Origin of the sequence: Salinivibrio sp. YCSC6, assembly GCF_004916735.1 — a bacterium.
Taxonomy (GTDB): Bacteria; Pseudomonadota; Gammaproteobacteria; order Enterobacterales; family Vibrionaceae; genus Salinivibrio; species Salinivibrio proteolyticus.
The window spans coordinates 1,186,361-1,213,325 of the sequence record NZ_CP039516.1 but is presented as its reverse complement, the minus strand read 5'-3'; the positions used below and the strand labels follow the sequence as shown (position 1 = coordinate 1,213,325).

Below are 26,965 nucleotides of genomic sequence, written 5' to 3'. Positions count from 1 at the left end.
TCCGATAAATCAAACCGTTATTGGGTTGATGTGATATTTTTAGCGTAGATTTATTGCCATCTTTTCTTGATACGCGCTTTTCCGTATTGTCTGGGGCAGTGATTGGTCATCAATCACCATATGATTAGACTTACAAACGCGGATAGACGGGCACGAGCATAACGGTAAAAACCAGAATCAGCCCAGCAAGCGCATAAACCAGTTGATTGAGTGTCCATCCAATGTCAATAACGATACCAAATACCCAAGGCGCTAATGCGGTGGAAAGGATCATCATGCCCGTGACCAAAGAGCGAATGGCACCAATATGCGAGACTCCGTACATTTCCGCCCATAAGGTATTAATCACCGGATTGGTTGCACCAATCGCTAAACCAAAAAGACACATAAAAAGCGGCGCCGCTAAGGTGTGATTGACGTTGGCAATCACCATCAACCCAAGCAACAGTGGAATGGGGATTAAGATAAGTACATTTCGCGAACGGTATTTATCAATCAAGCTGCCTGATATCACTGAACTTAGCCAATGCACGGCCCCGTAAAATACGAAACTGCCCGCTAACACGCTAGGTGTCCACCGTTTCGCTTCTAGGATAAAGTCCTGTTGGATAAATACGCCGGTGACCAAAAACGGCGTCACCAAGGCTATCGGTATGATCATCCAAAACCGCCAGTCGCGAATAACTTGACGCCGACTCGCATCACTGGCGTGGTTTTGATTATCTGCCTCAATACGCGTCCGTTTAAGGTCTGCTTTTCGGATCAGCAATAGCACTAATGGTAAAAATACCACTAACAGGGTGGCGCCAATGAACAACCAGCTTTCACGCCAGCCTAAAAACGCGATTAAGCCAATGACGATTGAGGGTAAAACCACCTCGCCAATGGCGACACCACTGCCGACTAAGCTAATGGCTTTACCTTTATCCTGCTGCGCACGCTTAATCACAGTGGCTTGCGCAATGTGAGGTAAAAAACCTTGTCCACAAAACCGCAGTAAGAAAAAAACCAGCAGCAGCCCTACCACACTATCAACCGAGTACATCAACACACACGCGACCATCAGTAACGTGGCAAAAAAGATCAGTAATTTGTCGACCCGCACCCGATCGACCACACCACCAAAGCTAATCACCAACACACTGCTGGTCATGGTCGCAATAGCGTAAACCCCGCCGTAGGTTGCATCGCTCAACAACAGCGCATCTTTAATACTGCTGCCATACCAACTGATGAAAAACGATTGACCAATGTTGCCAAAAAAGATCGATAGAAAGCCAAAGGCAATTAACGGCCATTGGTGCTTAATTAATGTCACATACGATCGCGCTAGCATACGCCCCCGTTGTCCCCTGTCATTCCATTTTGAAACGTCATATATCAACACGCCTTCAAGGGTTTACTTAATGCATGAGATGAAAGCTGACTATGACATGCCTGCACGGAAGAAGAAATGAAACCCGACCTGCTTACATTGGTTTTGTGATGCCTTTTAATCCATGTTGGCGATGAATCAATCGCTTATTCATGTTTTCACCGCTTACTGACACACAAACGGGCTGAGATGCGCTAGGCTTTGCGCCCTCTCAATATCACAGACAATAACAACAATATGAATCCAGTCATGTCAGCGCCAACCAAGATGGCATTACGCTTCCCAAAAGGGCGATTCGCCATGTTGAGTGTGTACAGCTTTACCGGTGCCGCTATTGTGGCTTCTACCATTTTTTCCCTGCTGCTGTTCTTATCCCTTGACGACAACCCGCTAATGCAATGGTTGTTCGGGGCATTGGCAGTGATTTTTGAAGCGGGTAAGTTTTACGCATGGTACGAGTTTGGTGAGCGTCGGGCGCACGGCAACTATGTGGGTGCCTTATCAGCCTTGGCTTTTTATCTCATTTTGGCCTTAATCTCGATCGGAGGCAGTATTGGCGGTATCAATAGTGCCACCAATGCTGCGCAAAGTGAGCAGCGCCAAGCCCAAGCGCAGATTGACGCTTATAATCGGCAAATCGACGCTATCGAGCAACAAATCACATTGAATAATCAAGCCGCTGAGCGTTATATCGAATTGGATAGAATTGCGACTGGTGTGGCGCGATTACAAAAAGAAAACAACCAATTACGTAAAGAGCAACAGCAGCTCGCGTTCGAGCGCGATATTTTGCCCGCAGTGGCACAGGGATCCATCTTGGGGTTGATTAGCAACCTTGCTAACACATTAGGCATCAGCGCCGATCAAGCCCAATCTTGGCTGGTGATTTTTCTCTCTGTGTTGCTAGATTTGTTCGCCGCTTTCTTTGTCGGCGTGATTGGTGAAGAGCAGCGTTTCCGCCATTGGTATCGTCATCCACATGCCGCGCCCCCTACGCCTGTGAACACCAAGGAGTCTCCTCGCGCCAATGAGAAAAACGCTGAATCCACCATGCCGGACTCAGCGTCTCCTCAGGAGGATACGGATGCGCCTTATGCCGATATCAAAGCCGCGTTAGCCGCCAAAACGTTACGCTGTAGCAAAAAAGCCGTGATGGCGGAGTATGCGCTCAGCCAAGAGGCTGTCGATGCCCTATTTACCCACTTACAACAACAGGGATTGGTCGCCAAAAAGCCGAACCACCATTATCACTGGGTGGGTTAAGCCACCAGCATCAATATACCGCTGAGTATCATGGCGGGAAGCCCACTTAAAAACAGCCACAGTCCGAGCTTGTCATCGGGCTGTGACGATGAATCGATCACCATCGCGTGTTGTTGAGCCGTGAGCGCCCGCCGTGTTACTGAATCACGATACCAATGGCGGCTTTTGTAACGACTATACGTCACAAGCCCCGCTGCCGACCAAACGAGCCCCCCAACGTAAAATGCACCATCCCCAAACGTCGTCAATGTTATCCACCCCGCCTGCCACGCACCAACCAAAGCGGCACTGGCTATTACCGTTGACACTAACCAGACATAGAGAAAATGCACACTTGGCGATGTAGATCCCTTCAGGCGATGTGGTACTTTCATCATGTTTCCTTTCTGTGTCTGAGTGCGCTCACCCTAACTATTGATAGCCCCATCTCTTTGCGGCATGGCGGTGATGTGGTACAAACATCTAGTAAGTTTGTTAATCAGTACGTTACCTGACCTTTTAGCACCTTACCGATAAAAACAATTTATAACCAAGCAAATACAACAAAAAGGTGATCTATGCATAAGGCTGCACAAGAGGTGCATACGCCTGAGGCATCAGTATGGCGCGCATTAGGCGATGTTAGTCCGTTGTGCCTCGCCGTCCTACCGTGGGGTGTACTCTGCGGCTCACTAGGGCTGCAAATGGGATTCAGTGCACTACAAACACAAGCCATGTCATTACTGGTTTTTGCAGGAGCGGTGCAATTGTCGGGCACCATGATGGTGGGCAATGCGGCGGGCTTACCGGCGGTGCTCGGTTCTACACTGGTAATTAGCGCACGGCACCTTCTCTATGGTGCCCACTTTCGTCAGTACATTACTCCCTTGCCACTTAAGTGGCGTCTCGGCCTCGGTTTTTTACTGACTGATGAAATGTATGCGCTTTCAACCGCACACACCAGCAAACACGGTAGATTTTCTAAACACTACGCCCTGTATACGGGCGCCGCGTTTTATGTCGGTTGGAACCTTGCCACCTTGGCGGGGATTCTCGCTGGCTCTCAGCTGAAAGCCTTGGAATCCATCGGGCTCGACTTTGCCATTGCGGCCACCTTTATCGCACTGACCGTGCCCAGTATAAAAACCCGCCCCGTGCTACTTTGTGCCTTGGCTAGCGGTATCAGTATGCTGCTATTCACCTATTACCACATCCCCAATGCGTTAATCATTGCAACCGGCGTAGGTATGGTCGCGGGGCTAATGGCTGAGTCTCTACCGACACGGAGGGCGTCAACATGAGTTACTGGTTTATCATTGTCGCGATGGCGCTGATCACCTTCTCGGTACGTTATCTGTTGCTTGCACGGAGTATCCCTGTACGCATAGGTCCGCGCTTACAACGACTCCTGACCTACTCTGCACCGGCGGTTCTGACCGCGCTATGGGTACCGATTGTCTTTTTCCCTGAAGGACACCTCTCTGTCACCTTAACCAATCCTTACTTATTAAGTGCACTTTTAGCGATCGGTTTAGCGTGTACACGTTTATCAACCTTGATGGTGGTTCTGATTTCTATTGGTGCCTTCGTGTCACTGCAACTGTGGATACTTCCACACTGACGCCATTCCGTGATGATGGGATACCACAGCGACAAAAACGGGCCTACTTGGCCCGTTTTTCTCTTCCAGCTACTTACCGTGAGAGTGACGACTTAAGCTCTCGCACGCGCCTTTCTCAGGTTCAGCTCATCCAAATCTTGATTGAGTGACTCGGCTAATTCGCTGATTTTCTCCATATCTTGTTTGTTTTCCAACGCAATATCTGCAGCTTGTTGTCCCGATTCGGTCAATCGATTGATATTGGCAGAAATATCCGATGACACAGTACGTTGCTGCTCAATGGCGCTTGCCAGTGAGTTAATCCGGTCTGTAATGATAGAGAAGTTCTCCAGCACCCCGTCAATCGACCGCGATGTCTCGCTCGCCTGTTTCGATGCGCGGTTGGCTAGCGACTCGGTCCGGTCAGAGAGCTCTGACGATTGCTTCAGGCTACGGAATAATTCATTGGTCATATTATTAATTTCACTGGCCGATGATTGCGTGCGGCTAGCCAACTTTCGGACTTCATCCGCAACCACGGCAAACCCTCGTCCTTGTTCGCCTGCCCGGGCGGCTTCAATGGCGGCATTTAAAGCAAGTAAATTAGTTTGCTCAGCCACATCAGTGATAACTTCCAAGAAGTGCTCAATTTGTCCCGCACTGTGCTCAACTTTATCAAACATTTCTGCAGAGACGTTGATTGCTGATACAAGCTCGTTCAGTTCGCTCATCATCTCAGAGAGCTCTTGCTGCGACTGACGTGAGCTTTCATCCACTTTTTCAGCTTCAGATGAAATGGCTTGTACATCTTCTGACAGTGAGCCCACCGTACTGGTCATTTCTTCAATCGCTGTCGCAATGCTGTCGATCTTCTCGCTTTGCTCTTCGGTCAGGATAGCGCCTTTTTCCGCGCGCTTTTCTGAGCTGTCGGTAAAGCTATCCAGGGTGTCGGCTGCCTTTTCTACGTTGCGAATCGTTTGGCGTAGCCGCTCAACAGCTTGATTTAATGATCGTGCGACATCGGTAAACTCATCGCCATCACTGGTGCTCAATTGGGCGGCGAGATTGCCCTGAGCGAGCTCCTTGGCAAAGGTACTGACGCGTGTAATGCCTGCTGTAAAACGTTGATTAATAAACAGGGTCGCAGCTACTGCAATCATCAAGCTTAATCCGAGCACCACATATTCGTTTAGCCAAGCCATATGAAATATCAACGCGGCATTTAAGCTCACCATGAGCGCATAGCTTGTAATGGATATGGCTCGAATTGACACCTTTGGCATAGACTTCTTCCTCCTTTGAATAAACACCGACGTGTTCGGTGCGATGTGGAGATATCAAGAACAATGCCAACAAATAAAGACAATGCATCGACTATAACGCCAGCAATCACTTAGCGAGAAATCACGCGGAATGACGGCAACACAGTGACAGCATTCCGCTAGATTTATAGACAATCGTTGCATTATGCGTACGAGTATAAAAATTCGTGGTAAGAGACGTATCTCTTGCCACGAACGGCGCAGGGTAGCGTATTGCAGTTTGCAACAGGAGGGAGAGTGAGCCCAATGATACCGCTAAATCTGACTACTCTTGATCTGGCGATGAAGTCCTAGGCGCTCGGTTTTGAACCCGCGAGACATGGACCAAACTCATCAACTTGATACTCGGTTTTAACAGCAGCTGTGCGCTCCCAACAATGAAAAGCCAGGTACCGCTTTCTATCAACGCATCGTTTAGGAAGAAAAAACTACCAATCAAAAACCAAATCGCGATTAGAAGGTCGTTAAAGGCCCCACATGCCTCATAACGACGTTGAATCACCAAATGTTTATTACCGATATCAATATCCAGTTCTCGGCCGTGACGTTCAATCATGTTGCCTCCTCTGGACCTTGGTATCAGCAATCAAGGTGTTGGCGTTTAACGATCAATACCGTTTGTACCATTTTAAACGCAAAAATCACCGCGCTCACCGCGAGGAATAACCATGCAAGAGGGATAAACGCAAAGGGTTCTTGCAGCGTGCCGTTGGCAGCAATGTTCGGAGTGGATAAATTGAACGCTAAGAGGCATCCAATGCCAAGCAGAAAGAAGATAAATGAGGTACGAAAATTTCGTAATAGGGTTAGCATAAAACCTTTTTGTTGTTGCTTCAGTGCTTAGTGTGACCAAGCTCACTGAATAAAGTTCAGTTTTATCTTCATTTTTTTCAAAAAATCTGGCTACCCTTAACATCAGGGTAGCCAGATGAGCGTTTAAAGTTTGTAGGTTGCCACTTTTTCGCTAAGGTTCGCCGCTTGAATACGCAACCCATCCGCCTCTTCAGACGCATCGTTCGCACTATGAACAAGGTGCTCAGACACATCTTTAATTGAGGTAATATTTTGCGTGATCTCGCTAGTCACATGGGTTTGTTCTTCAGCAGCCGTTGCAATTTGAGTCGCCATATCGCTAATTTGGTTAACCGCCGCGTCAATCTCACTCAATGCCGCAGTGGCTTTATCAGCGTCCGCGACTGAATCACCCGCCAGTGATGAACTACTTTCCATAATAGAAACGGCATTGGCTGTGGTGGTTTGCAAGGTATCAATCGTAGACTTAATTTCTTCTGTCGATGCATGGGTGCGCTGAGACAAGATGCGCACTTCATCGGCAACTACCGCAAAACCACGGCCCTGTTCGCCTGCACGCGCCGCCTCAATCGCCGCATTCAGCGCCAACAAATTGGTTTGCTCAGCAATATCTTGAATGGTCGACAATACGGTCGAGATTTCTTGGGAGTGACTATCCAACTCCGCCACGATGGTACTGGCCTGCTTCAACTCATCGGCCAAGCGCGTAATTGACGTCTTGGTGTTCTCCACCACCGCCCGGCCATTATTGGTGCTTGCGGTTGAATCTTGTGCTGTGCTTGCGGTGTGCTCAGCATGCGAGGCAATTTCCTGCGTCGCCGAGGCCAGTTCTGTCACGGCCGTCGCCACCATGGTAATTTCTTGTTGTTGCTGATTAATATCATCCACATTGCGTTGTGCACGATCGGTACTACTTTTCGATTGCGATGTCAGCTGACCGGCCTGCTCTCGAATATGGCTGATGAGTTGGTGCATACTTCCGACGAAGGTATTGAAATTGTGCGCCAACTGCCCGACCTCATCTTCACTCTCTACTTCAATCCGCTGGGTCAAATCACCGCTACCATGCGCAATTTGCTCAAGTGCATTTGACACATTGGTCAGCGGTTTAAATAGGACGTTAACCAACAGGTTAAACAACAAAGTACACGCAATCACCACCCCGATGGTCACGGCAATTTGTCCCCACACCGCATCGAACAAAGGCGCTACCAGCGAGTCATAATTGATCACTGTGACCGTCATTAACCCTGTATCGGCAATCGGTTTGGCATACACCACACTTTGCTCACCGTTCACCTCTGCCATGAGATCTTGGCCCGAATTAGCGGCATTTTTTACCGTACTTAACGATAGGCCTAAATCGCTGACGGGTTGGTTAAGAAGATCCGTATTGGCATGGGTAAAGATGTTGCCATCGCCATTGGCAATAAACATATAACCGCGCCCAGGTAGGATAACCTTCTCAAGCCCCTCAATGATGTCGCCAATTTCAACGTCAGCACCCAGCACCACCATGTCGCCACCCAGTTGCAAGGCTTTACCTAAAGAGACCACATTGGCGCCCGTCGCTGCGGCTACCGTAGGGTTATCCATAAATACACTGGACGGATCCGCTTTGGCATTGATGTACCAACCCCATTTGCGTGGATCATCATTACCGGGTGGGAGGACCACACCGTTCGCGTTGTCTTGGCTACCATCGGGGTAAGCAAGGAACACATTGTCAAACCCACCCGAATCGCGAACCTGTTTTAAGTGCGTCACAATGCTATTAAGGTTGGCTTCACTACTTAGCGACGTCATCGCACGTTCTTTCGACACGATCCAATCAGCCACATACTGGTTATATGAGGCCGTCGTGCTTTCGAGACGTTGCGATACCTCGGTATCAAGCCGTGATAGTGACGCCCGAAATGAGAGTGCCTCAACTAATAAACCACCAATGATGATGGCGACACTCGCCGATAGCGCAAGCTTATTTTTTAATGAAAGTTTTTTAAACATAACTGCCTTGTTTGTTTATCAAAGTCTGATTGTGATTGTTGTCTAGTCAGTAAAACAGTGATCACAAAAACCCGCAAAACCGCTTATTGTCAAATGGTATACGCATCACAACAATCTTACTGATGCGTTACGCAACACGTTGAATGACGGCGCTGTTTTGTCCGCCAAACCGCCAAACTTGTGCAATCGACTACATCCGATAAGCGGGTGCGTCTTCCAGACTATCAAAGACAAACAGAGCTGTTATGTGCTAGATCAGTGATCTCTAATGAGGTATCGAAACAAACTGCACTAATGCAGCAATATGATTCTCATTGAGTGAGTTATCCCAACTCGCAACTTTTATTTTGCTCAACTACGCTTTAGTTAATTGAGAAGTACGCGAATAGAGGCGAAGATCATGGACTTGTTTGCGGATCAGCGTGACAACGCATCTCCATCCCCACCAGAAACGAATCAGGCTTCCACCCACGAGCCTTGGCGTATTCTGTTGGTGGATGATGATGACTTGATGCACGAGGTGACGCGCTTGGCGTTAACAGGGTTTACGTTTCAAGATCGCCCGCTCGAGATTTTATCGGCATTATCAGGGCAAGAAGCAAAAGACATTCTCGCAAAAGAGGAAGGTATCGCCCTGGCACTTGTGGATGTGGTGATGGAAACCGAGCACGCTGGTTTAGATCTGGTGCGATATATCCGCGATGAGAAAAATGATCACGTGATCCGGTTAGTATTGCGGACTGGCCAAGCGGGACAAGCCCCCGAAGACAGAGTCATCCGCGAATACGATATTGACGATTACAAAGAAAAAACTGAACTCACCACCCAAAAGCTAAAAACCTTACTCTACTCTATGCTGCGCTCTTATCGCGATTTGTGCATGATTGAGGAGCAAAAACAAGGATTAAAGCGGGTGATTGAGGCGTCGGCCAACGTCCAAAACACTACTAACCTCCAACACTATGCGACCGCGGTGTTGGAGCAACTTACCTCATTGCTACACATTCATGACTCAGCCTTTTACTGCGTGGTACAACCTCGCCCTGGCGCAGAAGAGTCACGCGCGCTGACCCTCGCCGCGATAGGGGAATACGTCGATTGCTACAGTGAATGTGCGTTTGAGAAGTTGCCTAAAACAGTTTCAGAGCGTTGCCAACAAGCCCTGAACAAACAACAAAGCATCCAATTTGATGATGGGTTTGTGCTGTTCCATCGTGACGAGGAGGATGTTGAATTTCTCCTGTACGTGAATCACGCGAAAACACTCTCCGAGCTCGACCAACATTTGCTGAAAATATATATGCAAAACATTGGGCTCACGTTCGAGAACCTCAGTTTGATGGTGGATTTACGTGAAACCTCCAAAGAACTGGTTTACAACCTTGCCAATGCGGTGGAGGCGCGGAGTAAAGAAACGGGGGCGCATGTTCAGCGGGTGTCTTTATTCTGTGAACGTCTCGCTGAGCTGTACGGCCTAAGTGAACAAGAGGCCACCATGATTAAACACGGCTCACCTCTGCATGATGTGGGCAAAGTGGCTATCCCAGATGCCATTTTGCACAAACCGGGCAAGCTCGATGCTGACGAGTGGGAGATCATGCAAAAACACGTGGAATATGGTGTTGAAATTCTAAGCCATTCCAAACGCCGTTTAATTTTGGTTGCCAAAGAAATCGCCGCGACTCACCATGAAAAATGGGATGGCAGTGGTTATCCCAATAAATTGGCAGGGGAAAACATCCCTGTCAGTGGACGGATTTCTGCATTGGCCGACGTGTTTGATGCACTCGGGTCAAAACGCTCCTATAAAGATGCGTGGACTGATGACGATATTCGTAAAGAGCTTATCGCACAGCGCGGCAAACATTTTGAGCCCAAACTGGTCGACTTGCTGATCGATAATTGGGACGACTTTATTGCAATCCGCGAAGCGCACCCAGACTAATCGTGTGCTTTTACCCAACAATCAAAACGCGCCGTTTGAGCGCGTTTTTTGTGCGTGTTATCCAAAGCGATTGCTTATCCCAAAATGTGCTGACGAACGGCATCGTCAGCACTTAGGCTTTCATCCTCACGCCATCAATCAATGTTTTGCCACCGTGAAGAAGGCGTCAACGACCAGCGTTCCATTTCACTGGCACTATAGATCGCACGTCCTTGGCGACCAATTTGAATCGGTATCGTGCTTGCATCAGCGCCAGCATTAATTTGTTTGACGAGCTCGGCGGCATGTTGGCCTTGTGACTCACCGAATAGCACGACGCCACCAGCGGTCTTCCCTTTACCGACGGAAAAGTCCCAAAAGCCAAAGGTCGGCACCTCCACATGTTGATTGGTCCAACTGAGCACCTGATTCGCATCAACATTGTTTCCTTCACTGTCCACCAAGGTTTGATATAAACCGACAATCACCGCATCAAAGCCACTGGGTTTTGCGGCGGCGATTTCTCGTTGCCAGCCTTGAAAGGTCACGGCATTAACAATATTGATTTCAATACCCAAGCTTCGTCGAATTTGCTCGTATTGACGCAATATATACTCGGCAGCAATTTCGGACGTCACCCCCGAGTCGAACATCACTTTTACTTTGATGTTTTTCTTTCCCAATAGCATGCTGATTTCGCGCATATTCCGCACAAATAACGGCAACTCCAGCACCCCCGTGACTTTTGCCTGCCCCTCATATTTGGCAAGCAAATGACGAGGGTTCGAGTTAATCCCTAAAAATACAATCGAGATAGGCTCGTCATAGAGCCGTGGCAACATGTATTTCAGCGCATTGTCATCACCAAGCACCACGATCTCAGGCTTAGTTGCTTGGTATGCAGCAAAGGCTTTATCCGCCTGCTTTTCAAACTCACTGGGCGGCAGTCGCTTGGTATCCATTTCAAACCGCGATAGCGTGTAATCACTGCCCAATGTCCTTTCTAGACCGGCGATATAGCTTTTATCCCAATCATAGCCGTAGTGATAGCTTTCAATCAGCATCACGTTAGACGCCCATACAGGAGCGGTGGCGCACAGCAACAAGCTGGTGAGTGCTTTAATCAACAAGTGCATGATGCTCTCCTCAATAATCTGACTTTTTTAGTGTAGGCGAGCCAAGACTGACCCCCTTACCATTGCGAACAGTTTTTTTCATCTACACTTAAATTTGATTCTGTCACCATCGATGATCGTAGACGTATGAGCAAAAGCCATAAATTCGATGAAAGTATCCGCAATCCCTTCTTCAGCCTCGTGGGCCGTCGAATTTTGCTGATCATGATTTTGCTCAGCGGCTTTTTCACTGTTTTTACCACGCTTTTACAAACCTATTGGGACTATGACGAAGCATTCGATAATGTCGAAAGTCGTCATTACGAAATCGAAAATATTCATGCCGATTTATTGGCGAGTTCACTGTGGATTTATGATCTGAGTAGTGTGCAAGAGCGTTTAGATGGGCTGGTTAATTTACCCCATGTGAACTACCTTTCCGTACGCTCAGAGAACTATTTATTCGAAGCGGGCTCACCGGTTGAAGTGAGCAAACTTGTCAATGAATATCCGCTGGAATATGACGACCCAGATACAGGACGCACGCAGCGTATCGGGACGATTTATGTGGAATCCGACACAAACACGATTTATGCCCACCTGATTCAGCAATTCTTCCTCACGCTGTTGCTCAACGCGATTAAGACCTTGCTGGTGTGTTATCTGATTCTACTGGTCTTTCACCACACCGTGAGTCAGCGTGTGTTTCATGTCGCGCAATTCTTGCGCGGTTATAACCCGTTAGATCCCGGGCAGAAGAAACTTGAGCTTCCGAGAAAGAAATACATCATGGAAAAGGAAGACGAGCTGGACTGGCTTGCCGCGGAAACCAATAAAATTACCGACAACATGTCAACGCTGTATCGCAACATCATGCTAGAGCGAGAGCGCCTTTCTGATTTCACCCATGTGTCCTCGGATTGGTTGTGGGAAACCGATGCCGACCTCAAACTCACTTTTTGTTCTGACCCGATGCGTCACGCTTTGGGTATCGATGCTAAACACTTTCCCTATTTGCATGACGTGCTCACCACCATTGGTTGTAACCAGTTCATTGGTAATTTGCAGCGTCAGCAAGATTTTGCGATGTGTGAGGAAATCATCCAAATTGATGAAGACACCCGCTATTTCGTCTTTCAGGCACTCGCCCACTATGGTGTTGATGGGTTTCGTGGGTTCCGCGGTACTGGTATCGATATTACGGAGCTCAAAAAGACCCAATTTGAGCTCGAAACGTTAAACCAGAACCTCGAAGTCACGGTCGATGAACGCACCCGCGAGCTACAAGAAAGCATGGAGCGACTAAAGGCCGCGCAGGATCAATTGGTGGAGTCCGAGAAGTTAGCCGCACTAGGGAGCTTGGTGGCTGGCGTTGCGCACGAAGTGAATACCCCGCTAGGCATTGCAGTCACCGCCTCCTCGGTGGTGAAAGAGATCACCACGACGCTCAACGAGGCCTTCAAGGAACAGACACTGACGAGCACTCAGTTTGCCTCACTGATGAAGCAGGTGGATGACAGCATCAGCATGCTCGAACACAACCTTAATCGCGCGTCTCATTTAATTCGCGACTTCAAGCAAACCGCTGTCGACCAAGTTTCAGAAGCACATACCGAATTTGACGTGAAAAGAACCATCGATGCGCTCATTGCCAGCTTACATCCTGAAACGCGTAAAATCCCTGTCGAGCCAATAGTGAAAGGTGAGGAAAAAATTATCATGCACAGCCTTCCCGGCGTGCTCACTCAGGTCATTTCTAATTTGGTGATGAACAGCATCAATCATGCCTTCGACGATACCGACACGCCACAAATTCTGATTGAGTTTGAGCGCCAAGATGAGCATCTCTATCTGTGCTACCAAGATAACGGCTGCGGTGTTCCCAAAGAGCTGCATCAACGTATTTTTGAGCCCTTTTATACCAGCAAACGCGGACGTGGAGGCTCAGGGCTCGGACTCAATTTGGTTTTTAACTTGGTCAAACAAAAGCTACAAGGCGAGTTACAGTTTGAATCGACGCCCGGCGAAGGCGCCAAGTTTATGTTTTTAATTCCGTTGAACCTCGCCAATATCACTTCGCAACAACAACGCGAAGATGATCAGCATACGATAGGGAAGCAATGAGTCAACTGCAGAAGTTTGAGGAAGGCATTAATCATCCGCTGTTCAGCATTGTCGGACGGCGGATCATCTTATTGATGGTGTTTTTGAGTAGCTTTTTTACCATCATGACGACCCTTCTGCAGCTCTCATGGGACTATGAAGAAGCGTTCGATAACGTCGATCGTCGCCACTACGAAATTGAAAACGTGCATGCCGATTTGATTGCCTCCTCCCTGTGGGTTTTTGACTTGGTGAGTGCACAGAATCGCCTCGATGGGCTCGTGAACTTGCCTTATATTGACTATTTGTCAATTGAGTTCGATGGTGTCGTCCTTGATGCGGGTCAGCCTATTAGCCAGAACAGTGTGATGAGTAGCACCGAACTGATTTACTTTCATCCAGATACAGGGCGCCGCATTGAGTTAGGAACCCTATTTGTCGAGTCAGACGCTCAAAAAATCTACGATATTTTGTTACGTCAGTTCGTGATCACGCTACTACTCAACGGCATAAAAACGCTGATTGTGTGTTCTTTAATTTTGTGGGTATTTCATCAAAGTGTCAGCCAGCGGGTCTTTTCAATTGCCAAACACTTACGCCATTTTGATCCGTTAGCCCCCATTCATCAGCCGCTGGAACTTAAGCACCGCAAGTTCATCATGGAAAAAGATGACGAACTTGACTGGCTTGCCGAAGAGACCAACAAAATTACCCTTCGTATGGCTAACCTATACCAAAATATTATTTTGGAGCAGGAGCGTCTTGCGGACTTTACCAGCGCGTCATCAGATTGGTTGTGGGAAACCGATGCCGCACAGCGTCTCACGTTTTGCTCAGATGCCATGCTGACTGCGCTTGATATTGATATACACAATACGCCCAAAATCCGCGATCTGCCTTTACTCGCGAACTGCCACTCGTTACTTGATCATCTTGCAGACTACGAAAACTTCACCATGTGTGAAGAGCAAGTACTATTGAACAAGCGTCCTCATTACTTTGTTTTTCAGGGCATTGCTCACTTCAGCGATGAAGGGTTTGTCGGCTTTCGCGGCACGGCGATTGATATCACCGAACTAAAACAAACTCAGCTTGAGTTGCAATTACTGAACCAGAACTTGGAGAAAACCGTCAATGAACGGACTCAAGATTTGGAGCAAAGTATGGAGAATCTAAAAGCGGCACAGAACCAGTTAGTAGAATCAGAAAAGCTGGCTGCTTTGGGAAGTCTCGTCGCCGGTGTTGCGCATGAAGTAAACACGCCACTGGGGATCGCAGTCACCGCTAACTCGGTGATCAAAGAAGCAGTAGCCACACTCAATCATGCCTTCGCGGACCAATCCCTCACCAGTCAACAATTTGAAGCGGTGATGAAGCAGATCGTCGATGGCTCCAACATGCTGGAAAACAACCTCAATCGTGCCGCCCGCTTGATTCGTGATTTCAAACAAACGGCCGTCGATCAAGTATCAGAAAGCCGCAGTCAGTTTCGCGTCGTGCAAGCGCTAGACGCGCTTATGGGGAGTTTACGCCCTGAAACCAAAAAAGTGCCCGTCGTCCCCATGATTGAAGGTGATGCCAACCTAGAAATGAGTAGCTTACCCGGAGTACTGACCCAAGTCGTCTCAAACTTGGTAATGAACAGCGTGCGGCACGCATTTGAGAATATCGAAAATCCAGAAATAAACATCAAAGTCAGTGATTTAGGCGATGAAGTACAAGTCGTATACACCGATAATGGTGTGGGTGTACCACCTGAACTGCATCAGCGAATTTTTGAGCCTTTTTACACCAGTAAGCGAGGCAAAGGAGGCTCGGGGCTTGGCCTCAACTTAGTGTTTAATCTGGTTAGACAAAAGCTTCAAGGCAAACTAAGTTTTGACTCAGATATCAACCAAGGCGTGATGGTGGTGCTCACGTTACCGAAGTTCTTACAAGTATCCGCCCCATCGGAAAGTGAAAGCGTTTCACGATAAACCTGGTCTTATTCTCTACATCTGCTTAATAAAGGTACGCGTGATGAAATGGTTACGTCAGTGGCTGGCCGCCGCACCGAGCGATAAGCACGCACAGCGCTTATTTCAAAGTCTGCTCACTTTGGCGTGGAGCGTGGAATCGAAAGACCCGTATACCGGTGGGCACCTTTGGCGAGTATCGCGTTTTGCTTACACACTGGCGGAGGAGGAAGGCTGGTCAGAGGAAGATCGCGCTGCGGTGGCACTTGGAGGCTTTTTACACGACTTAGGTAAAGTCAGTGTGCCCGATGAGATCTTGCGCAAGACAGCTCAACTCACCGATGACGAGTTCGCTGTGATCCAGAACCATCCCAATGAAGGCTTGTATATCCTTGAAGGCCACCCACTCGCTACTATCGTCAGTAATGCCGTTGGACTTCACCATGAGCGCATTGATGGTAAAGGTTACCCCAATCAACTTCACGACCACCTTATCCCAGCGGATGCCAAGGTGATTGCCATTTGTGATGCGTTTGATGCAATGACCAGTCAACGCCCCTACCGCAATGCCATGCCAAAAGAAAAAGCCATTGCCATTATTGAAGAGAACCTCGGCACGCAGTTCGATGAAAAGCTGGGCGCGCGCTTCGTCGCGTTAGCCAAGGCCGGTAAACTGGATTCGATCATTGCGCACACCGACGAAGGGATCCCCTTATATCATTGCCCCACATGCGGCCCGACCATTACACGGTATCGCTCTGATAAATCAGGACACCTCCTCCACTGCCCCGTTTGTTTGCAACAAGCGAAGCTGGTGAAGGCTGAGGGCACTTACACCCTCGCACCCACCGGGGTTCAACTCTCACCGGCTAAACAGCGTCGCAAGCCTGATACGGCATTAATTCGTCGGGTGATCCAAGAAACCATCGATACAATCCCCACCCAAGCGCTACTTGCTCGGGCGAATGAACGTCATCTTGATCTGGACACCTGATGCGACCGCTCATTCGCATACTCGTAGAGCGAAGCTTGGTCATTAACGCGATCAAAATAGCTTTAGTGGTGGGGACAATACTCAACATTATCAATCAAGGCGATGCGCTGTGGGCCGATGGCTCATTTAGTATCGGCCATGCCCTACTCAACTATCTCGTTCCCTACAGCGTGGCAAGCTATAGCGCGGCAAAGTACCAACTCAACCAGTCAACAAGCCCTTCAGATAACACGGACAACGCCCCATAAAAAAGCCAGCATTCTGCTGGCTTTCATCCGAAAATAGCGGCCGATTACGCCACGTCAGCCGTCGCTTTTTCTACCGACTGAGATCCAGTTTCTGGCACATAACGGTAATACTCAGCGTCTTTCGCGGGTGCGAGCGTATGCCCCATAATCATATCTGCCGCCTTTTCAGCCACCATGATCGTCGGCGCGTACAGGTTACCATTGGTAATCGCTGGGAAAACAGACGCATCGACGACACGTAGATTTTTCACCCCATGCACATTTAAAGATTCATCCACGACTGCCATTTCATCGCTCGCCAAGCCCATTTTGCAGGTACAGCTGGGGTGGTAAGCACTTTCCCCTTCGCGTGCCACAAAGTCGAGGATCTCTTCATCGGTTTGCGCATCGCTGCCCGGTGATAACTCTTTACCGCGAAGGTGGTCAAACGCAGGTTGCGCAATGATATCTCGCGATACGCGAATCGCTTCTACCCACTCTTTACGCTCTTGTGGCGTAGAGAGATAGTTAAAGAAGATCTCTGGCTTCTCATCTGGATTGGTGCTGCGAATTTTAACGTAACCGCGCACATCGGTATTCATTGGCCCCACATGCAACTGGAAACCATGTCCTTTGTTGGGGGCCGAACCATCATAGCGAATTGCCAGAGGTAAAAAGTGGAACTGCAAGTTCGGATACGCCACCTCATCATTACCGCGTACAAAGCCACCCGCTTCAAAGTGGTTGGTCGCGGCAGCACCTTTACGACGGAACAGCCAATCAAAACCGATTTTCGGTTGATTGTGAAACTTAAGCGCGGGATACATGCTGACCGGCTCTTTACATTCATACTGTACGTAAAGCTCAAGGTGGTCTTGCAAGTTTTCACCCACCCCCGGCAAATGGTGAACAGGCTTAATACCCAAGTTTTTCAACATGGTCTCATCGCCAATACCCGATAGCTGCAACAGCTTCGGTGAGTTGATTGCACCACCACAACTGATGATCTCGGCACCATAGGCGGTTTTCTTCCGTCCCCACTTGCGGTATTCCACACCGATAGCCGTTTTGTCTTCAAACAGCACTTTATCGGTTGTCGCACCGGTGATCACAGTAAGGTTTTTACGATTCATCACTGGGTGAAGATACGCTCGCGCAGCGCTGTGGCGACGACCGCGATAGATATTTTGGTCGAAAATGCCAAAGCCTTCTTGCTGATAACCGTTCACATCGTCGGTTAATGGATAGCCCGCTTGCTGGGTAGCATTAAAGAAGGCACTAAACAGAGGGTTGTCGCAATCGGCTGTACTGATAGCCAGTGGACCATTATTACCGTGGTAATCATCTTGGCCCTGCAAACGTGTTTCACACTTGCGGAAATACGGCAGGCAATGGGCATAATCCCACTTTTTCAATCCGTGCTCGTTGGCCCACTTCTCATAGTCCATGGCGTTACCACGGATGTAAATCATGCCATTAATGCTGCTGCAACCGCCAAGCACTTTGCCACGAGGCTGCGCGATACGGCGATTATGCATGTTCGGCTCGGGCTCGGATTCATATAACCAGTTATAGGTGCCATCAGTCAGCAAGTATGTCAGTGCGGCGGGCATATGAATGCGAAAATCAAGTCGATAATCAGGACGACCCGCCTCAAGAAGTAGCACCTTGTTATCTGGATTGGCGCTCAAACGGTTCGCCAACACACAGCCTGCTGAACCCGCGCCAATAATGATGTAATCGTAGTTTTGTTGCAGTCCCATAAAACCTCCAGTTTTCCTTCCCGCGCACAGTGACATGTTCGCCATCTTGGTGGCGCGGTTATGGGTGAATGTAATTAGAGGTTTCCTTTTTGAAGTGTTTTTTATTATTTGCTCGATGCTTGTGCATCAATGCATTGTTGTAGCAACCGATAGTGGTGGCTGATCGTTGCCTGCGCCTTAAAAGGCTCTGCGGCAACAATGTGGTGGACGGTCTGCTGCCAGTTTTCCACCGTTTGGCGACGATACTCCGCCGCCTGATAAAGGGCATAATCGTGCGAGCTAAAGCCTTGTTGCAGCGCATGCATCACCCACTCAAAAATTGGGTTGCCTGACATTTCAGCAATCAGCAGGTTTAGCGCCCGATCTAGCTCCCCTAGTCGATCAAGATCTGGGCTCACACTCGCCGCTTCAGCCGCTAAAGCTTCGACGGTTTCTTGCAGTGTGACTTTCTGCGTCTTACTCGCACGACTCATCGCAAGCAATACCAAGCTTTGGTCGACCGTTTCACGAAACTCCGCTACTTTCTCTGCATTGATATGGCTTTGCTTGAGAAACAGCGCCAGTGATTCACTGATATGATGAACATCCACTTGGCGTACGACAGCACCGCCTTTCTGACCCTTGCGGATTTCAATCAAGCCTTTTTGCTTGAGTGCCTGAATCGCCTCACGCACCACACCACGCCCTGTTCCGAACTGTTGCTGAAGCTCACGCTCACTGGGTAGTTTGTCACCCGGCTTTAGCGCCTCGGACAGAATCGCTGACTCAATTTGTAATGCCACATCTTCACTGGCCCGGCCCATTTGCACCGGATGAAAAAGGCTTTGTGTGGTTATGTTCATCATCACCCTCTCTTTTGGTAGGACCAAACTAACAATTCTTTGCCATTAAAGTCAAATATCATCTCGCTAGCCTCGCTTTGGCACGACCATTACCCATAATAGAAAATCAACGTATTATATTGATAAATATGATAAAAATAAAAATCCCGCTTGGTTTTAACGAAGCGGGATTTTTTCACTGTCTGCAGACGACAACTAACTTTGGTAAACCATTCGCCACTCACGCTCTCCGGTGTGTGGATCCGTTTGCTCTCTATCAACCACAAAACCGTGACGTAGATAAAACGCGTAACTGGCGGTATTTTTCTGATAAACCGTGAGGTCGATAGTGGGCTTTTGCAGTTTGGCATGATCGAGCAATTGACTACCCACACTGGCGCCCTGATGGGCAGGATCGACAAAAATCGCCGCCAGCGTATTACCATGCAATGCATAAAAGCCAAGGATAACCTCTTGATGGGCTCCTACCCACACCTCAGCCATCGGTAAGTAAGAGGCACGCATGGCATCACGTTGCTGATGCCAGAACGCCTCATCAATGAAATCATGCGCCTGCAGTGAGGCATTTAACCAGATATCTAGAACCGGCTCCGTATCGTCCGGCCGCATACGACGAATGGTTAATCGATTGGACGCCGTCGTTGACATACTGTTTCCTTTTTATTGCTCGGAGAGTAACGCAGGCTGAACCACCAAATTACGTACACCGTGCGCATGATGCTCTTCAAATACGTTTGCCTGACACCAGCGCTGAATACTTGCGATGTTGACCTTTTTGACCTTCGGGCGGACCCGCCACGTTACTTGGTACGGCGATCCTTTCTCGTTGTAGGCCGGGCCGGTCGTTGAGCCTAGATAGCTTACCGCCTGACCACTATCTTCGGGCAGGTGAATCGCTTGATAGCGCCCTTTGCGCTGACTAACCGCCGTTAGGCGCGTGAAATCAGCGGCACTGTCATCATTCACCGCCACAAGCACTTGTGCCTCAACCCGCAACTGTGGATTCACCGTCGCATCACTTAAGCACGCACCCAGCGTCGGACCCGGCGCGACGGACGCCGTGCTATACACATAGTGAAGTTCCAAAGTGTCGCCAACCTGCACACTTTGATGCTCACTGGCACACACAGGCTGGTGATATGCCGTGCGCTCAGCGTCGGTTAATTGTCCCGTATAAAGGTAACCGGATTGGTAACCCTGCCCGTCCCCGAACCCAGCATATCGCGTAAATTCGCCGCCTTTATGCTCTGCGTTTTTATGAAAATGAATATTGCACAAATTCATCTGCGGTGCGGCAGGTGCATACTGAAACCGTTGTGGGTTAGTGCCTGAGAGTTGATCAATATCGCGGGGTGACTGAGGACCAAAGCCCTTACCTAACGTCGCTTCAGTAAGGGATTGATGCTGGTTAGCGAGTAATGTTTCATCATTACTGACGGTCGCGAAAACGGAAGTGGAAAGCAGCACGCTGAGGGAGGCCGCTAAAAATGAACGTGATGTCTTCATGATTCCTTTCTATCTGTGAGTCAAAAACTTGCGAGTCTAGTCCTGTTACTCGCAAGTATATTGATCTCAGCCGTAGCCCGTTGATAAACCACACAACGCGACCCGTTTTTTGGAATCTTTATCACTGTTTTATCACGACAAATCAGTCAGTTGCTTGTCGGAATGAGAATTTAACCCGCTCAATGTTCGACTCAGTCCGCAAGCTTTTTAGTCATAAAGTGCAGAGAATGGTTGAGGGGATAATCATCTAACGTCATCTGACATTGATAGCCATGTTTTTCATAGAAAGGTTTAGCTTGAAAACTAAAGGTATCGACAAAGGCCATCTTACAACCTACCTCTTTGCCGTACTCTTCCAAATTGCTCAATAGATGACTACCAACATGGCGTTGACGAAAGGCGTCATCCACCCAAAGGTATTTAATCAACAGCCATTGTCCCCAGGTGTTGGCTATAATTCCACCCACTCGCTCATCATGATCATTAAAGGCATAACCAGCTAACGACCCTTCTGGGATCCCGGCAAGAAACGGGTGATTACTTTGCTTTAACCCTTGGCGAATGGCAGTAATATCATCATCACTCGGGTTAGCATCCATACGATATTTCATGTGTTTACGTATCCATACTGATTAACACAGAAACGAGTATGCCTTGGGTGGCATGGACAATCTGTGTCCATGCGCACTTTATCGGTTCTTACTCCGCATTGATTGGCTTAGCTGCCACCGAACATTGGGTTGTTACCGTTAGCTTTGGCCAATGGGTTAGCCATTGCTTGTGATCAATTCGCTGCTGGAATATCGACCAAGGGCGAGCGGGATTGTGGCTGAGTTTCAGTTCAAACAAAGACTGTACACCGAATGCGGCAATCACTTCACAGCGCTGATTCATATCGAGGCGAACCGCAATGGCCGTTTCCTTTTCGGGCCAAAAACGCATCGCATCCAGTGTGCTCGCATACGGCCGATCTTGATGCTTTTCATGCATTCTTGCTTGGTTACGCACCTGCCAAGTCATCTCAGGCATGGTTTTTTGCAACAAGGCTTCAAGGTATTGCTCGCGCTCAATGCTGGTGTCTGAGGGATCAAAGTAGATCACATCAATATCATTGAGCGCACTCGGCGGGTACTTATGGCATGCATCCCAGACCAAGTTGCGAACAAACCCGGCGGCGATATAGCACTGGGGTAAATTGAGGGACTGAACACATCGTAACGCACGCATCCTCACAGGATCTGCCTCAATCAAATCAATTAAGGCGCGACGATATGTCTTCTGGCATAAAAAGAAATGGTGCTGGTGACGTTTACGGATCCGACGACGTTTCATGAATTAGTCACCACGACGGACGTGTTCGAATATTTCGCGTGATACATGATAGTTATACTGCCTGGCAATTTTCTGGGCAAAAAACAGCTGTGGTAACTCAAATAGCACTAAGCCAACCAAAATGAACGCAAAATAAGGCTGACTCATCACTAAGCCGATAACGGCGATCACCAATAATGCACATTCTACGACAAACAACCCATACCTTCGCAAGTAAAGATGATGAAAGCCACCAAGGAATGCCCAATTCAGCGCCGCATAGGTATCGGGATCTTTGAGCTGTCTGGCTTGCTCGGCAAAATAGCGTTTTTTCTGGCTTTGGGTCAAGCCATTCACCTGCTTTCTCAGTGCTTCTTCTTGCGTCTCTAGCGCTTCGATCGGTTGGGTAAAACGCATTAAGGCACCTCGTCGTGAATTTTTTCAATCGCATTGGGATTATTACAGCGGCGAATGCGCGCCAATCCGAGTTGCCAGCCTCGGAGTGCACCGTATCTTTCGATCGCTTGGCGCGTGTACTCCGAGCAGCTCGGCTCGAAATTACACTCAATATTGAACAGTTTCTTTGATCCACCTTTAGCTTGGTAACGATGGATCAACGTAAGCGACAAATACTTGAGCATTAGCGACCTAGGGTGACAATCACTGCCTCACGCTGCCAAAACAGCATGTATCTTTTCTTTTCAATGACTTGAAAAACAACCTGCCAGCCATCTTGCGCGTATTGATTGAGTTCGGCTTCGAGGCGTTGCAACGGCAAGCCACTTGAGCCCAGCAATAAGGTGCCGCAACCACCTTCAACAATATGAACGACTTTGTACTCGGTAAACTGACTCATTTTTTCTCCTGACAGTTAAATGGATAAAACGGAATGTCCGACTGGCGATTCCACGACTCACTCTTCCATGGCTGGATTGAGTTTGGCGGTGAGGACATGATCTTGCCAGCGGCCATTGATCTTGAGGTAACGGCGAGCATAGCCCTCGCGCTCAAACCCCAGCTTGGTAAGTAGCCGCTCACTGCGCGTGTTGTCCGGAATATAGTTGGCCATCACACGGTGCAACCCAACCTGCTCAAATACAAAACGGATGCCTGCTTGGATGGCTTCGTGCATGTAGCCCTGCCCTTGATAATGCTTGTCAGCGGCATAACCTAACATGCACGCTTTAAAGGCGCCGTGAATGACATTAGTAAAATTGCACACCCCTATCACATCGTCCCGTTCATGATGCAAAATCACAAACTTGAAGGCTTGCTGCTGTTGAAACAAGTCTTTCGCTTCTTGCAGCGCGCTATGCCAATAGTCTTCGCGATAAAATGCGGCAGGACGTATGGGCTCCCATGGGGAAAGGTGAGCACGATTTCGTTGATAAAACTGCGCCATCATGTCGGCTTTCTTTGGGGGAAGTAAAACCAGTCTCGTCCTTGGCGTGCTTAGCACTTAGAGCCTCCTTGCATCGATTCGCGCGACAGACAGTACCAACATCTATCGCAAAAAATGCCGCCCTTGCGGCGGCATCCGAGATTACCAGATATTCACCCGCTGATCTTCGGGTAAATACATGCCATCACCTTCTTTAATATCAAAGGCTTCATAGAATGCAGGGACATTACGCGGCGCACCAAGCACGCGATATTGCGGTGGTGCATGTGGACCCAGCGACACACGCTCACGCAGGGCATCTTCACGCATCTTCATTTTCCAAATCTGCCCCCAGCTGAGGAAGAATCGCTGCTCGCCGGTATACCCATCCATCACTGGAGACGGTTCTCCGTGCAACGATTTTTGATAGGCGCGGAAGGCGGTGGTCAAGCCGACTAAATCACCAATGTTCTCACCCAAAGACACTTTGCCGTCAATGAACAAGCCCGGCAATGGCTCAAACTGGCTAAATTGCTCAGCCAGCTTTTGGGTGCGTGCATCAAAGCGCGCCCGGTCCTCATCCGTCCACCAATTGGATAGGTTGCCATCACCATCATAACGCGAACCCTGATCATCAAAACCGTGTCCCATTTCATGACCAATCACCGCGCCGATACCGCCATAGTTCACGGCGTCATCCGCATTCATATCAAAAAACGGTGGCTGTAAGATCCCGGCGGGGAACACAATCTCATTGGCGGTTGGGCTGTAATAAGCGTTGACCGTTTGCGGGGTCATGCCCCACTCTTTGCGATCAACCGGCGCACCAATCCGCGACAACATATCTTGATAGCCCCAGCGTGCGGCACGTTTGCTGTTGCCAATCAAGTCATCGGCGTTGATGGTCAGCGCGCTGTAGTCTTCCCATTGCTCTGGGTAGCCGATTTTAGGCGTGAATTTACTCAGCTTATCCAATGCTTTCGCTTTGGTTTCATCGCTCATCCACGCTAATGATTCAATCGAGTCTTTAAACGCGGCACGCAGGTTATCAATCATGGTTTCCATACGTGCTTTGGCTTGCGGTGGGAAGTAGCGGGCGACATATTCTTGGCCAAGCGCTTCACCCAATACCCCTTCGGTGGCTTGCACGCCGCGCTTCCAGCGGTCACGCTGCTCAGGAATACCGTTAAGGGTTTTGGAATAGAACGCAAATTGACGTTCAACCAACTCATGATTTAGGCGCGGCGCAAACGCATTGAGCGTACGAATGGTTAGATAATCTTGCCACGCTTGCAGGCTGGTTTGCTCAAACACCTGCCCTAGCGCCTCAAAATAAGACGGCATGCGCACCACAACCTCATCGGCTTTGTCGATACCCGCGCGTTTGGCAAAGCGGGCATAATCAAACTCACCCATCAACTGGTTGAGCGCCTCAATGGGCATTTTGTTGTAGGTGGCTTGCGCGTCACGGCGTTTAGCGCGTGTCCAATGGTGCTCTGCCAGTGTTTTTTCCAGCTGATAAATTCTATCCGCGCGTTGTTTGACCTGATCGTAGCCCGCTAAGCGCAGCATGTCTTCGAGATAGCGTTTGTAAGCGGTGCGGATACGCTCAGCGTCCTCGGTGTCTCGGAAATAATAGTCTCTATCCGGCAAGCCCAACCCGCTTTGGCTCAGATACAGAGCGTTATAGTCAGGGTTTTTCGCATCGGCCCACGCATAAAAACTAAACGGCATCCCAACACCAATTTGTCGCAAATCGGCCATCGCATAAATCAACGCAGGCTTCGAGGAAATCGCCGCAATACGATCAAGCTCAGGTTTGATTGGCGTGACCCCCAAGGCATCAATTTTGTCTTGGTCCATATAGCTAAGATAAAAATCACGCAGCTTTTGCTCGTTGGAGCCTGGCTTGAGATCATCACGCGCCACCAGCTCATCAATGATGCCTTTCAGACGCTTTTCATTCTCTTCTGCCAAGATACGGAACGCACCATAGCTGGACATATCACTGGGAATTTGGGTTTGGTCATACCACGTGCCGTTCACGTGACGGAACAAGTCATCTTGTGGACGAACCGATCGATCAAAATCTTGCAGATGGAGCCCAGACGCTCGCTGCTCCTGAACTTGTGCAGCGTCAGCCGCCTGCACCGCAGTTGATGAAACGCTAAGCCCCATGCCAAGTACAACACTCAGTGCGACACGCGTCAGTAACAGACGTTTTTTCGGTGTTTTTATCATTTTCCTTTCCTATATGAATCAGTCACTTTCCTTGTTCACTATCGTGATGGTGTCCTCACGTCTAAATCGCGATAGAGCACCAAACAGTGGTAATCTCGTCCTTCATCTTGCTCGGGTTCAAAATGAGAAATACGACAGAACCCTTGCTGATACCAGAATCGAAACGCGCGAATGTTTTCGGCGTAAACATTCACCCCCATGCGTCGATAGTCCCCATAAGCTTGCACGGTTTCAATCACGCTCGCAACCGCTTCGCTGCCATAGCCATGCTTTTGATATCTTGGAGAAATAGTGAGCATGGGCAACCAAACACTCTGTGCATCCGGCGCATTGAGCGAGATTTGTAAGTAGCCAATATCTTTACCGTCATGGGTCTGAATGCGACGAAGGTAAAAGGCCTCTTCGACGTCGGGCGCCTTTTTCTCCGCACTATCCGCTATCAATGCTTGATAGGTCGACAACGACCAAGGTTTAAACGTGGGATCTTGATATTGCAGATGCTGATTTTGCTCAAACAGCGCTTTAACGCGCTTTGCATCACTGTACTCAAACGCACTAAAACACAGGCGTTCAGACCGCCATGTTGCTGGAAACATGTTCCTATTCCTTTTAATCCTATGACTGCCATTAATCATGAGCCGCCGCCCGTCGATGACTGACATCAGCGTGATTCATCATACACGTACCAAAGCGCTTCGCGCACCAAGAGATGCGTTTTTGCGCCTCGCGATTCAGCATGTAATAGGCAAAAAAAATTTCTCATATCGATAAAAATATTCAATGAAACAGCGTCTTGAACTTAATACAGCAGGCCCAATCTATAACCTTGAAGTCGCCATGAAGACGACTTTGATGCCCCATCCCTGATCTCTTGGGCATCATCATCTTGTCTTTTAGTTTGATAGCTTACGTAGGAGACACCGGATATGAAAATTCGTCCTTTGCACGACAAACTCCTTGTTGAACGACAAGTGGTTGATAACAAGACAGAAGGAGGAATTTTACTGACTTCTCAAGCGACCGAAAAATCCAACCGTGGTCGTGTGATCGCTGTCGGCGAAGGGAAGCGCCTCGCCAACGGTGAACGCGCCCCAATGGCAGTAAAAGAAGGTGACACCATCATCTTCAACGATGGCTATGGCGTTAAGACAGAGAAAATTGATGGGAACGAGTATCTGATCCTGTCTGAGTCTGACGTGTTAGCGGTTGTTGCGTAATTATTTTCAGCGTATTTAGGAGAATAT

General features: G+C 48.8%; 28 protein-coding genes. 9 read left to right on the top strand and 19 right to left on the bottom strand.

All coding sequences use genetic code 11. From position 1 onward, the window contains the following. Positions 1-130: 130 nt before the first annotated feature. Positions 131-1,336 carry an MFS transporter gene (locus E8E00_RS05605; protein ID WP_096628732.1) on the bottom strand — a complete coding sequence of 402 codons (1,206 nt, stop codon included), beginning with the start codon at positions 1,334-1,336 and terminating at the stop codon, positions 131-133. A gap of 288 nt (positions 1,337-1,624) precedes the next feature. Between E8E00_RS05605 and E8E00_RS05600 the strand changes: the two genes are divergently transcribed. Continuing rightward, entirely contained in the window at positions 1,625-2,638 is a 1,014-nt protein-coding gene (locus E8E00_RS05600; RefSeq protein ID WP_096628735.1) for a Preprotein translocase subunit SecY, read from the top strand. Here the strand turns inward: E8E00_RS05600 and E8E00_RS05595 are convergent. Continuing rightward, the gene (locus E8E00_RS05595) at positions 2,635-3,015 is read right to left on the bottom strand and encodes a hypothetical protein (protein ID WP_136588368.1); all 381 of its coding nucleotides are present in this window, start codon (positions 3,013-3,015) and stop codon (positions 2,635-2,637) included. The genes E8E00_RS05600 and E8E00_RS05595 overlap by 4 nt on opposite strands. 180 nt (positions 3,016-3,195) lie before the next feature. On the opposite strand from E8E00_RS05595, the gene E8E00_RS05590 reads away from it, so the two are divergent. Beyond that, positions 3,196-3,918 (top strand): AzlC family ABC transporter permease, encoded by a 723-nt coding sequence (locus tag E8E00_RS05590; RefSeq protein ID WP_096628740.1) that lies wholly within the window; start codon positions 3,196-3,198, stop codon positions 3,916-3,918. Further along, positions 3,915-4,238, top strand: coding sequence for an AzlD domain-containing protein (locus E8E00_RS05585; RefSeq protein ID WP_069587079.1), 324 nt, complete (start codon positions 3,915-3,917; stop codon positions 4,236-4,238). Before E8E00_RS05590 ends, E8E00_RS05585 begins: the two co-directional genes overlap by 4 nt. Positions 4,239-4,330: 92 nt before the next feature. On the opposite strand, the gene E8E00_RS05580 is transcribed toward E8E00_RS05585, so the two are convergent. The 4 genes from E8E00_RS05580 to E8E00_RS05565 all read right to left on the bottom strand — a co-directional run bounded on the left by E8E00_RS05580 (position 4,331) and on the right by E8E00_RS05565 (position 8,359). Further along, on the bottom strand, positions 4,331-5,500 hold the full coding sequence (locus E8E00_RS05580; RefSeq protein ID WP_096628743.1) for a methyl-accepting chemotaxis protein: 1,170 nt from the start codon (positions 5,498-5,500) through the stop codon (positions 4,331-4,333). A gap of 304 nt (positions 5,501-5,804) precedes the next feature. Continuing rightward, positions 5,805-6,095, bottom strand: coding sequence for a YrhK family protein (locus E8E00_RS05575; protein ID WP_096628745.1), 291 nt, complete (start codon positions 6,093-6,095; stop codon positions 5,805-5,807). Positions 6,096-6,118: 23 nt separating this feature from the next. Further along, the gene (locus E8E00_RS05570; RefSeq protein WP_069587075.1) at positions 6,119-6,352 is read right to left on the bottom strand and encodes a DUF3955 domain-containing protein; all 234 of its coding nucleotides are present in this window, start codon (positions 6,350-6,352) and stop codon (positions 6,119-6,121) included. Positions 6,353-6,475: 123 nt separating this feature from the next. Then, on the bottom strand, positions 6,476-8,359 hold the full coding sequence (locus E8E00_RS05565) for a methyl-accepting chemotaxis protein (RefSeq protein ID WP_096628747.1): 1,884 nt from the start codon (positions 8,357-8,359) through the stop codon (positions 6,476-6,478). A gap of 400 nt (positions 8,360-8,759) precedes the next feature. On the opposite strand from E8E00_RS05565, the gene E8E00_RS05560 reads away from it, so the two are divergent. Next, complete coding sequence (locus E8E00_RS05560; RefSeq protein WP_096628749.1) at positions 8,760-10,304, top strand: DUF3369 domain-containing protein; 1,545 nt, start codon at positions 8,760-8,762, stop codon at positions 10,302-10,304. A 134-nt stretch (positions 10,305-10,438) separates the two neighbouring features. Here the strand turns inward: E8E00_RS05560 and E8E00_RS05555 are convergent, their stop codons facing one another. Next, complete coding sequence (locus E8E00_RS05555; RefSeq protein ID WP_096628752.1) at positions 10,439-11,419, bottom strand: ABC transporter substrate-binding protein; 981 nt, start codon at positions 11,417-11,419, stop codon at positions 10,439-10,441. Between the two features lie 126 nt (positions 11,420-11,545). Here E8E00_RS05555 and E8E00_RS05550 point away from each other — a divergent pair, with 126 nt between their 5' ends. Genes E8E00_RS05550 through nrtS form a run of 4 tightly spaced genes read left to right on the top strand, consistent with a single transcriptional unit; the run spans position 11,546 to position 16,698 of the window. Beyond that, the gene (locus tag E8E00_RS05550; protein ID WP_096628754.1) at positions 11,546-13,522 is read left to right on the top strand and encodes an ATP-binding protein; all 1,977 of its coding nucleotides are present in this window, start codon (positions 11,546-11,548) and stop codon (positions 13,520-13,522) included. Next, entirely contained in the window at positions 13,519-15,477 is a 1,959-nt protein-coding gene (locus E8E00_RS05545; RefSeq protein ID WP_136588367.1) for an ATP-binding protein, read from the top strand. Before E8E00_RS05550 ends, E8E00_RS05545 begins: the two co-directional genes overlap by 4 nt. A gap of 43 nt (positions 15,478-15,520) precedes the next feature. Beyond that, the gene (locus E8E00_RS05540; protein ID WP_096628757.1) at positions 15,521-16,450 is read left to right on the top strand and encodes an HD-GYP domain-containing protein; all 930 of its coding nucleotides are present in this window, start codon (positions 15,521-15,523) and stop codon (positions 16,448-16,450) included. Further along, complete coding sequence (nrtS, locus tag E8E00_RS05535; RefSeq protein ID WP_077641367.1) at positions 16,450-16,698, top strand: nitrate/nitrite transporter NrtS; 249 nt, start codon at positions 16,450-16,452, stop codon at positions 16,696-16,698. Before E8E00_RS05540 ends, nrtS begins: the two co-directional genes overlap by 1 nt. Positions 16,699-16,742: 44 nt before the next feature. Here the strand turns inward: nrtS and betA are convergent, their stop codons facing one another. From betA to E8E00_RS05475, 12 genes are all read right to left on the bottom strand, one after another. Beyond that, positions 16,743-18,440 carry a choline dehydrogenase gene (gene betA, locus E8E00_RS05530; RefSeq protein WP_077641366.1) on the bottom strand — a complete coding sequence of 566 codons (1,698 nt, stop codon included), beginning with the start codon at positions 18,438-18,440 and terminating at the stop codon, positions 16,743-16,745. A 104-nt stretch (positions 18,441-18,544) separates the two neighbouring features. Then, the gene (locus E8E00_RS05525) at positions 18,545-19,285 is read right to left on the bottom strand and encodes a FadR/GntR family transcriptional regulator (RefSeq protein ID WP_096628760.1); all 741 of its coding nucleotides are present in this window, start codon (positions 19,283-19,285) and stop codon (positions 18,545-18,547) included. A 192-nt stretch (positions 19,286-19,477) separates the two neighbouring features. Continuing rightward, a complete protein-coding gene (locus tag E8E00_RS05520; RefSeq protein ID WP_096628762.1) occupies positions 19,478-19,930 on the bottom strand; it encodes a GNAT family N-acetyltransferase in 453 nt (150 codons plus the stop codon). Positions 19,931-19,942: 12 nt separating this feature from the next. Then, complete coding sequence (locus E8E00_RS05515) at positions 19,943-20,788, bottom strand: delta-class carbonic anhydrase (protein WP_096628764.1); 846 nt, start codon at positions 20,786-20,788, stop codon at positions 19,943-19,945. 191 nt (positions 20,789-20,979) lie between these two features. Continuing rightward, positions 20,980-21,399 (bottom strand): GNAT family N-acetyltransferase, encoded by a 420-nt coding sequence (locus tag E8E00_RS05510; RefSeq protein WP_069587065.1) that lies wholly within the window; start codon positions 21,397-21,399, stop codon positions 20,980-20,982. An 88-nt stretch (positions 21,400-21,487) separates the two neighbouring features. Next, complete coding sequence (locus E8E00_RS05505) at positions 21,488-22,015, bottom strand: nucleotidyltransferase family protein (protein WP_069587123.1); 528 nt, start codon at positions 22,013-22,015, stop codon at positions 21,488-21,490. A 108-nt stretch (positions 22,016-22,123) separates the two neighbouring features. Then, positions 22,124-22,516 (bottom strand): hypothetical protein, encoded by a 393-nt coding sequence (locus tag E8E00_RS05500; RefSeq protein WP_096628766.1) that lies wholly within the window; start codon positions 22,514-22,516, stop codon positions 22,124-22,126. Next, positions 22,516-22,740, bottom strand: a complete 225-nt coding sequence (gene yidD, locus E8E00_RS05495; RefSeq protein ID WP_069587062.1) for a membrane protein insertion efficiency factor YidD — start codon at positions 22,738-22,740, stop codon at positions 22,516-22,518. The genes E8E00_RS05500 and yidD overlap by 1 nt, the downstream gene beginning before the upstream one ends. Then, positions 22,740-22,955 (bottom strand): DUF4177 domain-containing protein, encoded by a 216-nt coding sequence (locus E8E00_RS05490; protein ID WP_069362674.1) that lies wholly within the window; start codon positions 22,953-22,955, stop codon positions 22,740-22,742. Before E8E00_RS05490 ends, yidD begins: the two co-directional genes overlap by 1 nt. A gap of 57 nt (positions 22,956-23,012) precedes the next feature. Next, on the bottom strand, positions 23,013-23,558 hold the full coding sequence (gene rimJ / locus E8E00_RS05485) for a ribosomal protein S5-alanine N-acetyltransferase (RefSeq protein WP_205907367.1): 546 nt from the start codon (positions 23,556-23,558) through the stop codon (positions 23,013-23,015). Between the two features lie 84 nt (positions 23,559-23,642). Further along, on the bottom strand, positions 23,643-25,721 hold the full coding sequence (locus E8E00_RS05480) for a M13 family metallopeptidase (RefSeq protein ID WP_096628770.1): 2,079 nt from the start codon (positions 25,719-25,721) through the stop codon (positions 23,643-23,645). A gap of 38 nt (positions 25,722-25,759) precedes the next feature. After that, positions 25,760-26,317: a GNAT family N-acetyltransferase gene (locus tag E8E00_RS05475; RefSeq protein WP_077662070.1), complete on the bottom strand. Its 558-nt coding sequence runs from the start codon at positions 26,315-26,317 to the stop codon at positions 25,760-25,762. A 330-nt stretch (positions 26,318-26,647) separates the two neighbouring features. Here E8E00_RS05475 and E8E00_RS05470 point away from each other — a divergent pair, with 330 nt between their 5' ends. Beyond that, positions 26,648-26,938: a co-chaperone GroES gene (locus E8E00_RS05470; protein ID WP_077481117.1), complete on the top strand. Its 291-nt coding sequence runs from the start codon at positions 26,648-26,650 to the stop codon at positions 26,936-26,938. The last annotated feature ends 27 nt before the right edge of the window (positions 26,939-26,965 follow it).

Excerpts from the sequence above, each read along its gene's own strand:
- E8E00_RS05605 (WP_096628732.1), bottom strand. The coding sequence starts at position 1,336 with ATGCTAGCGCGATCGTATGTGACATTAATTAAGCACCAATGGCCGTTA.
- E8E00_RS05480 (WP_096628770.1), bottom strand. The coding sequence starts at position 25,721 with ATGATAAAAACACCGAAAAAACGTCTGTTACTGACGCGTGTCGCACTG.
- E8E00_RS05590 (WP_096628740.1), top strand. The coding sequence starts at position 3,196 with ATGCATAAGGCTGCACAAGAGGTGCATACGCCTGAGGCATCAGTATGG.
- E8E00_RS05510 (WP_069587065.1), bottom strand. The coding sequence starts at position 21,399 with ATGAAATATCGTATGGATGCTAACCCGAGTGATGATGATATTACTGCC.
- E8E00_RS05540 (WP_096628757.1), top strand. The coding sequence starts at position 15,521 with ATGAAATGGTTACGTCAGTGGCTGGCCGCCGCACCGAGCGATAAGCAC.
- E8E00_RS05470 (WP_077481117.1), top strand. The coding sequence starts at position 26,648 with ATGAAAATTCGTCCTTTGCACGACAAACTCCTTGTTGAACGACAAGTG.
- E8E00_RS05475 (WP_077662070.1), bottom strand. The coding sequence starts at position 26,317 with ATGTTTCCAGCAACATGGCGGTCTGAACGCCTGTGTTTTAGTGCGTTT.
- E8E00_RS05580 (WP_096628743.1), bottom strand. The coding sequence starts at position 5,500 with ATGCCAAAGGTGTCAATTCGAGCCATATCCATTACAAGCTATGCGCTC.
- E8E00_RS05500 (WP_096628766.1), bottom strand. The coding sequence starts at position 22,516 with ATGCGTTTTACCCAACCGATCGAAGCGCTAGAGACGCAAGAAGAAGCA.
- betA (WP_077641366.1), bottom strand. The coding sequence starts at position 18,440 with ATGGGACTGCAACAAAACTACGATTACATCATTATTGGCGCGGGTTCA.
- E8E00_RS05565 (WP_096628747.1), bottom strand. The coding sequence starts at position 8,359 with ATGTTTAAAAAACTTTCATTAAAAAATAAGCTTGCGCTATCGGCGAGT.
- yidD (WP_069587062.1), bottom strand. The coding sequence starts at position 22,740 with ATGCTCAAGTATTTGTCGCTTACGTTGATCCATCGTTACCAAGCTAAA.
- E8E00_RS05550 (WP_096628754.1), top strand. The coding sequence starts at position 11,546 with ATGAGCAAAAGCCATAAATTCGATGAAAGTATCCGCAATCCCTTCTTC.
- E8E00_RS05570 (WP_069587075.1), bottom strand. The coding sequence starts at position 6,352 with ATGCTAACCCTATTACGAAATTTTCGTACCTCATTTATCTTCTTTCTG.
- E8E00_RS05560 (WP_096628749.1), top strand. The coding sequence starts at position 8,760 with ATGGACTTGTTTGCGGATCAGCGTGACAACGCATCTCCATCCCCACCA.
- E8E00_RS05505 (WP_069587123.1), bottom strand. The coding sequence starts at position 22,015 with ATGCGTGCGTTACGATGTGTTCAGTCCCTCAATTTACCCCAGTGCTAT.
- E8E00_RS05555 (WP_096628752.1), bottom strand. The coding sequence starts at position 11,419 with ATGCACTTGTTGATTAAAGCACTCACCAGCTTGTTGCTGTGCGCCACC.
- E8E00_RS05515 (WP_096628764.1), bottom strand. The coding sequence starts at position 20,788 with ATGAAGACATCACGTTCATTTTTAGCGGCCTCCCTCAGCGTGCTGCTT.
- nrtS (WP_077641367.1), top strand. The coding sequence starts at position 16,450 with ATGCGACCGCTCATTCGCATACTCGTAGAGCGAAGCTTGGTCATTAAC.
- E8E00_RS05490 (WP_069362674.1), bottom strand. The coding sequence starts at position 22,955 with ATGAGTCAGTTTACCGAGTACAAAGTCGTTCATATTGTTGAAGGTGGT.
- E8E00_RS05595 (WP_136588368.1), bottom strand. The coding sequence starts at position 3,015 with ATGATGAAAGTACCACATCGCCTGAAGGGATCTACATCGCCAAGTGTG.
- E8E00_RS05525 (WP_096628760.1), bottom strand. The coding sequence starts at position 19,285 with ATGATGAACATAACCACACAAAGCCTTTTTCATCCGGTGCAAATGGGC.
- E8E00_RS05520 (WP_096628762.1), bottom strand. The coding sequence starts at position 19,930 with ATGTCAACGACGGCGTCCAATCGATTAACCATTCGTCGTATGCGGCCG.
- E8E00_RS05585 (WP_069587079.1), top strand. The coding sequence starts at position 3,915 with ATGAGTTACTGGTTTATCATTGTCGCGATGGCGCTGATCACCTTCTCG.
- E8E00_RS05575 (WP_096628745.1), bottom strand. The coding sequence starts at position 6,095 with ATGATTGAACGTCACGGCCGAGAACTGGATATTGATATCGGTAATAAA.
- E8E00_RS05600 (WP_096628735.1), top strand. The coding sequence starts at position 1,625 with ATGTCAGCGCCAACCAAGATGGCATTACGCTTCCCAAAAGGGCGATTC.
- E8E00_RS05545 (WP_136588367.1), top strand. The coding sequence starts at position 13,519 with ATGAGTCAACTGCAGAAGTTTGAGGAAGGCATTAATCATCCGCTGTTC.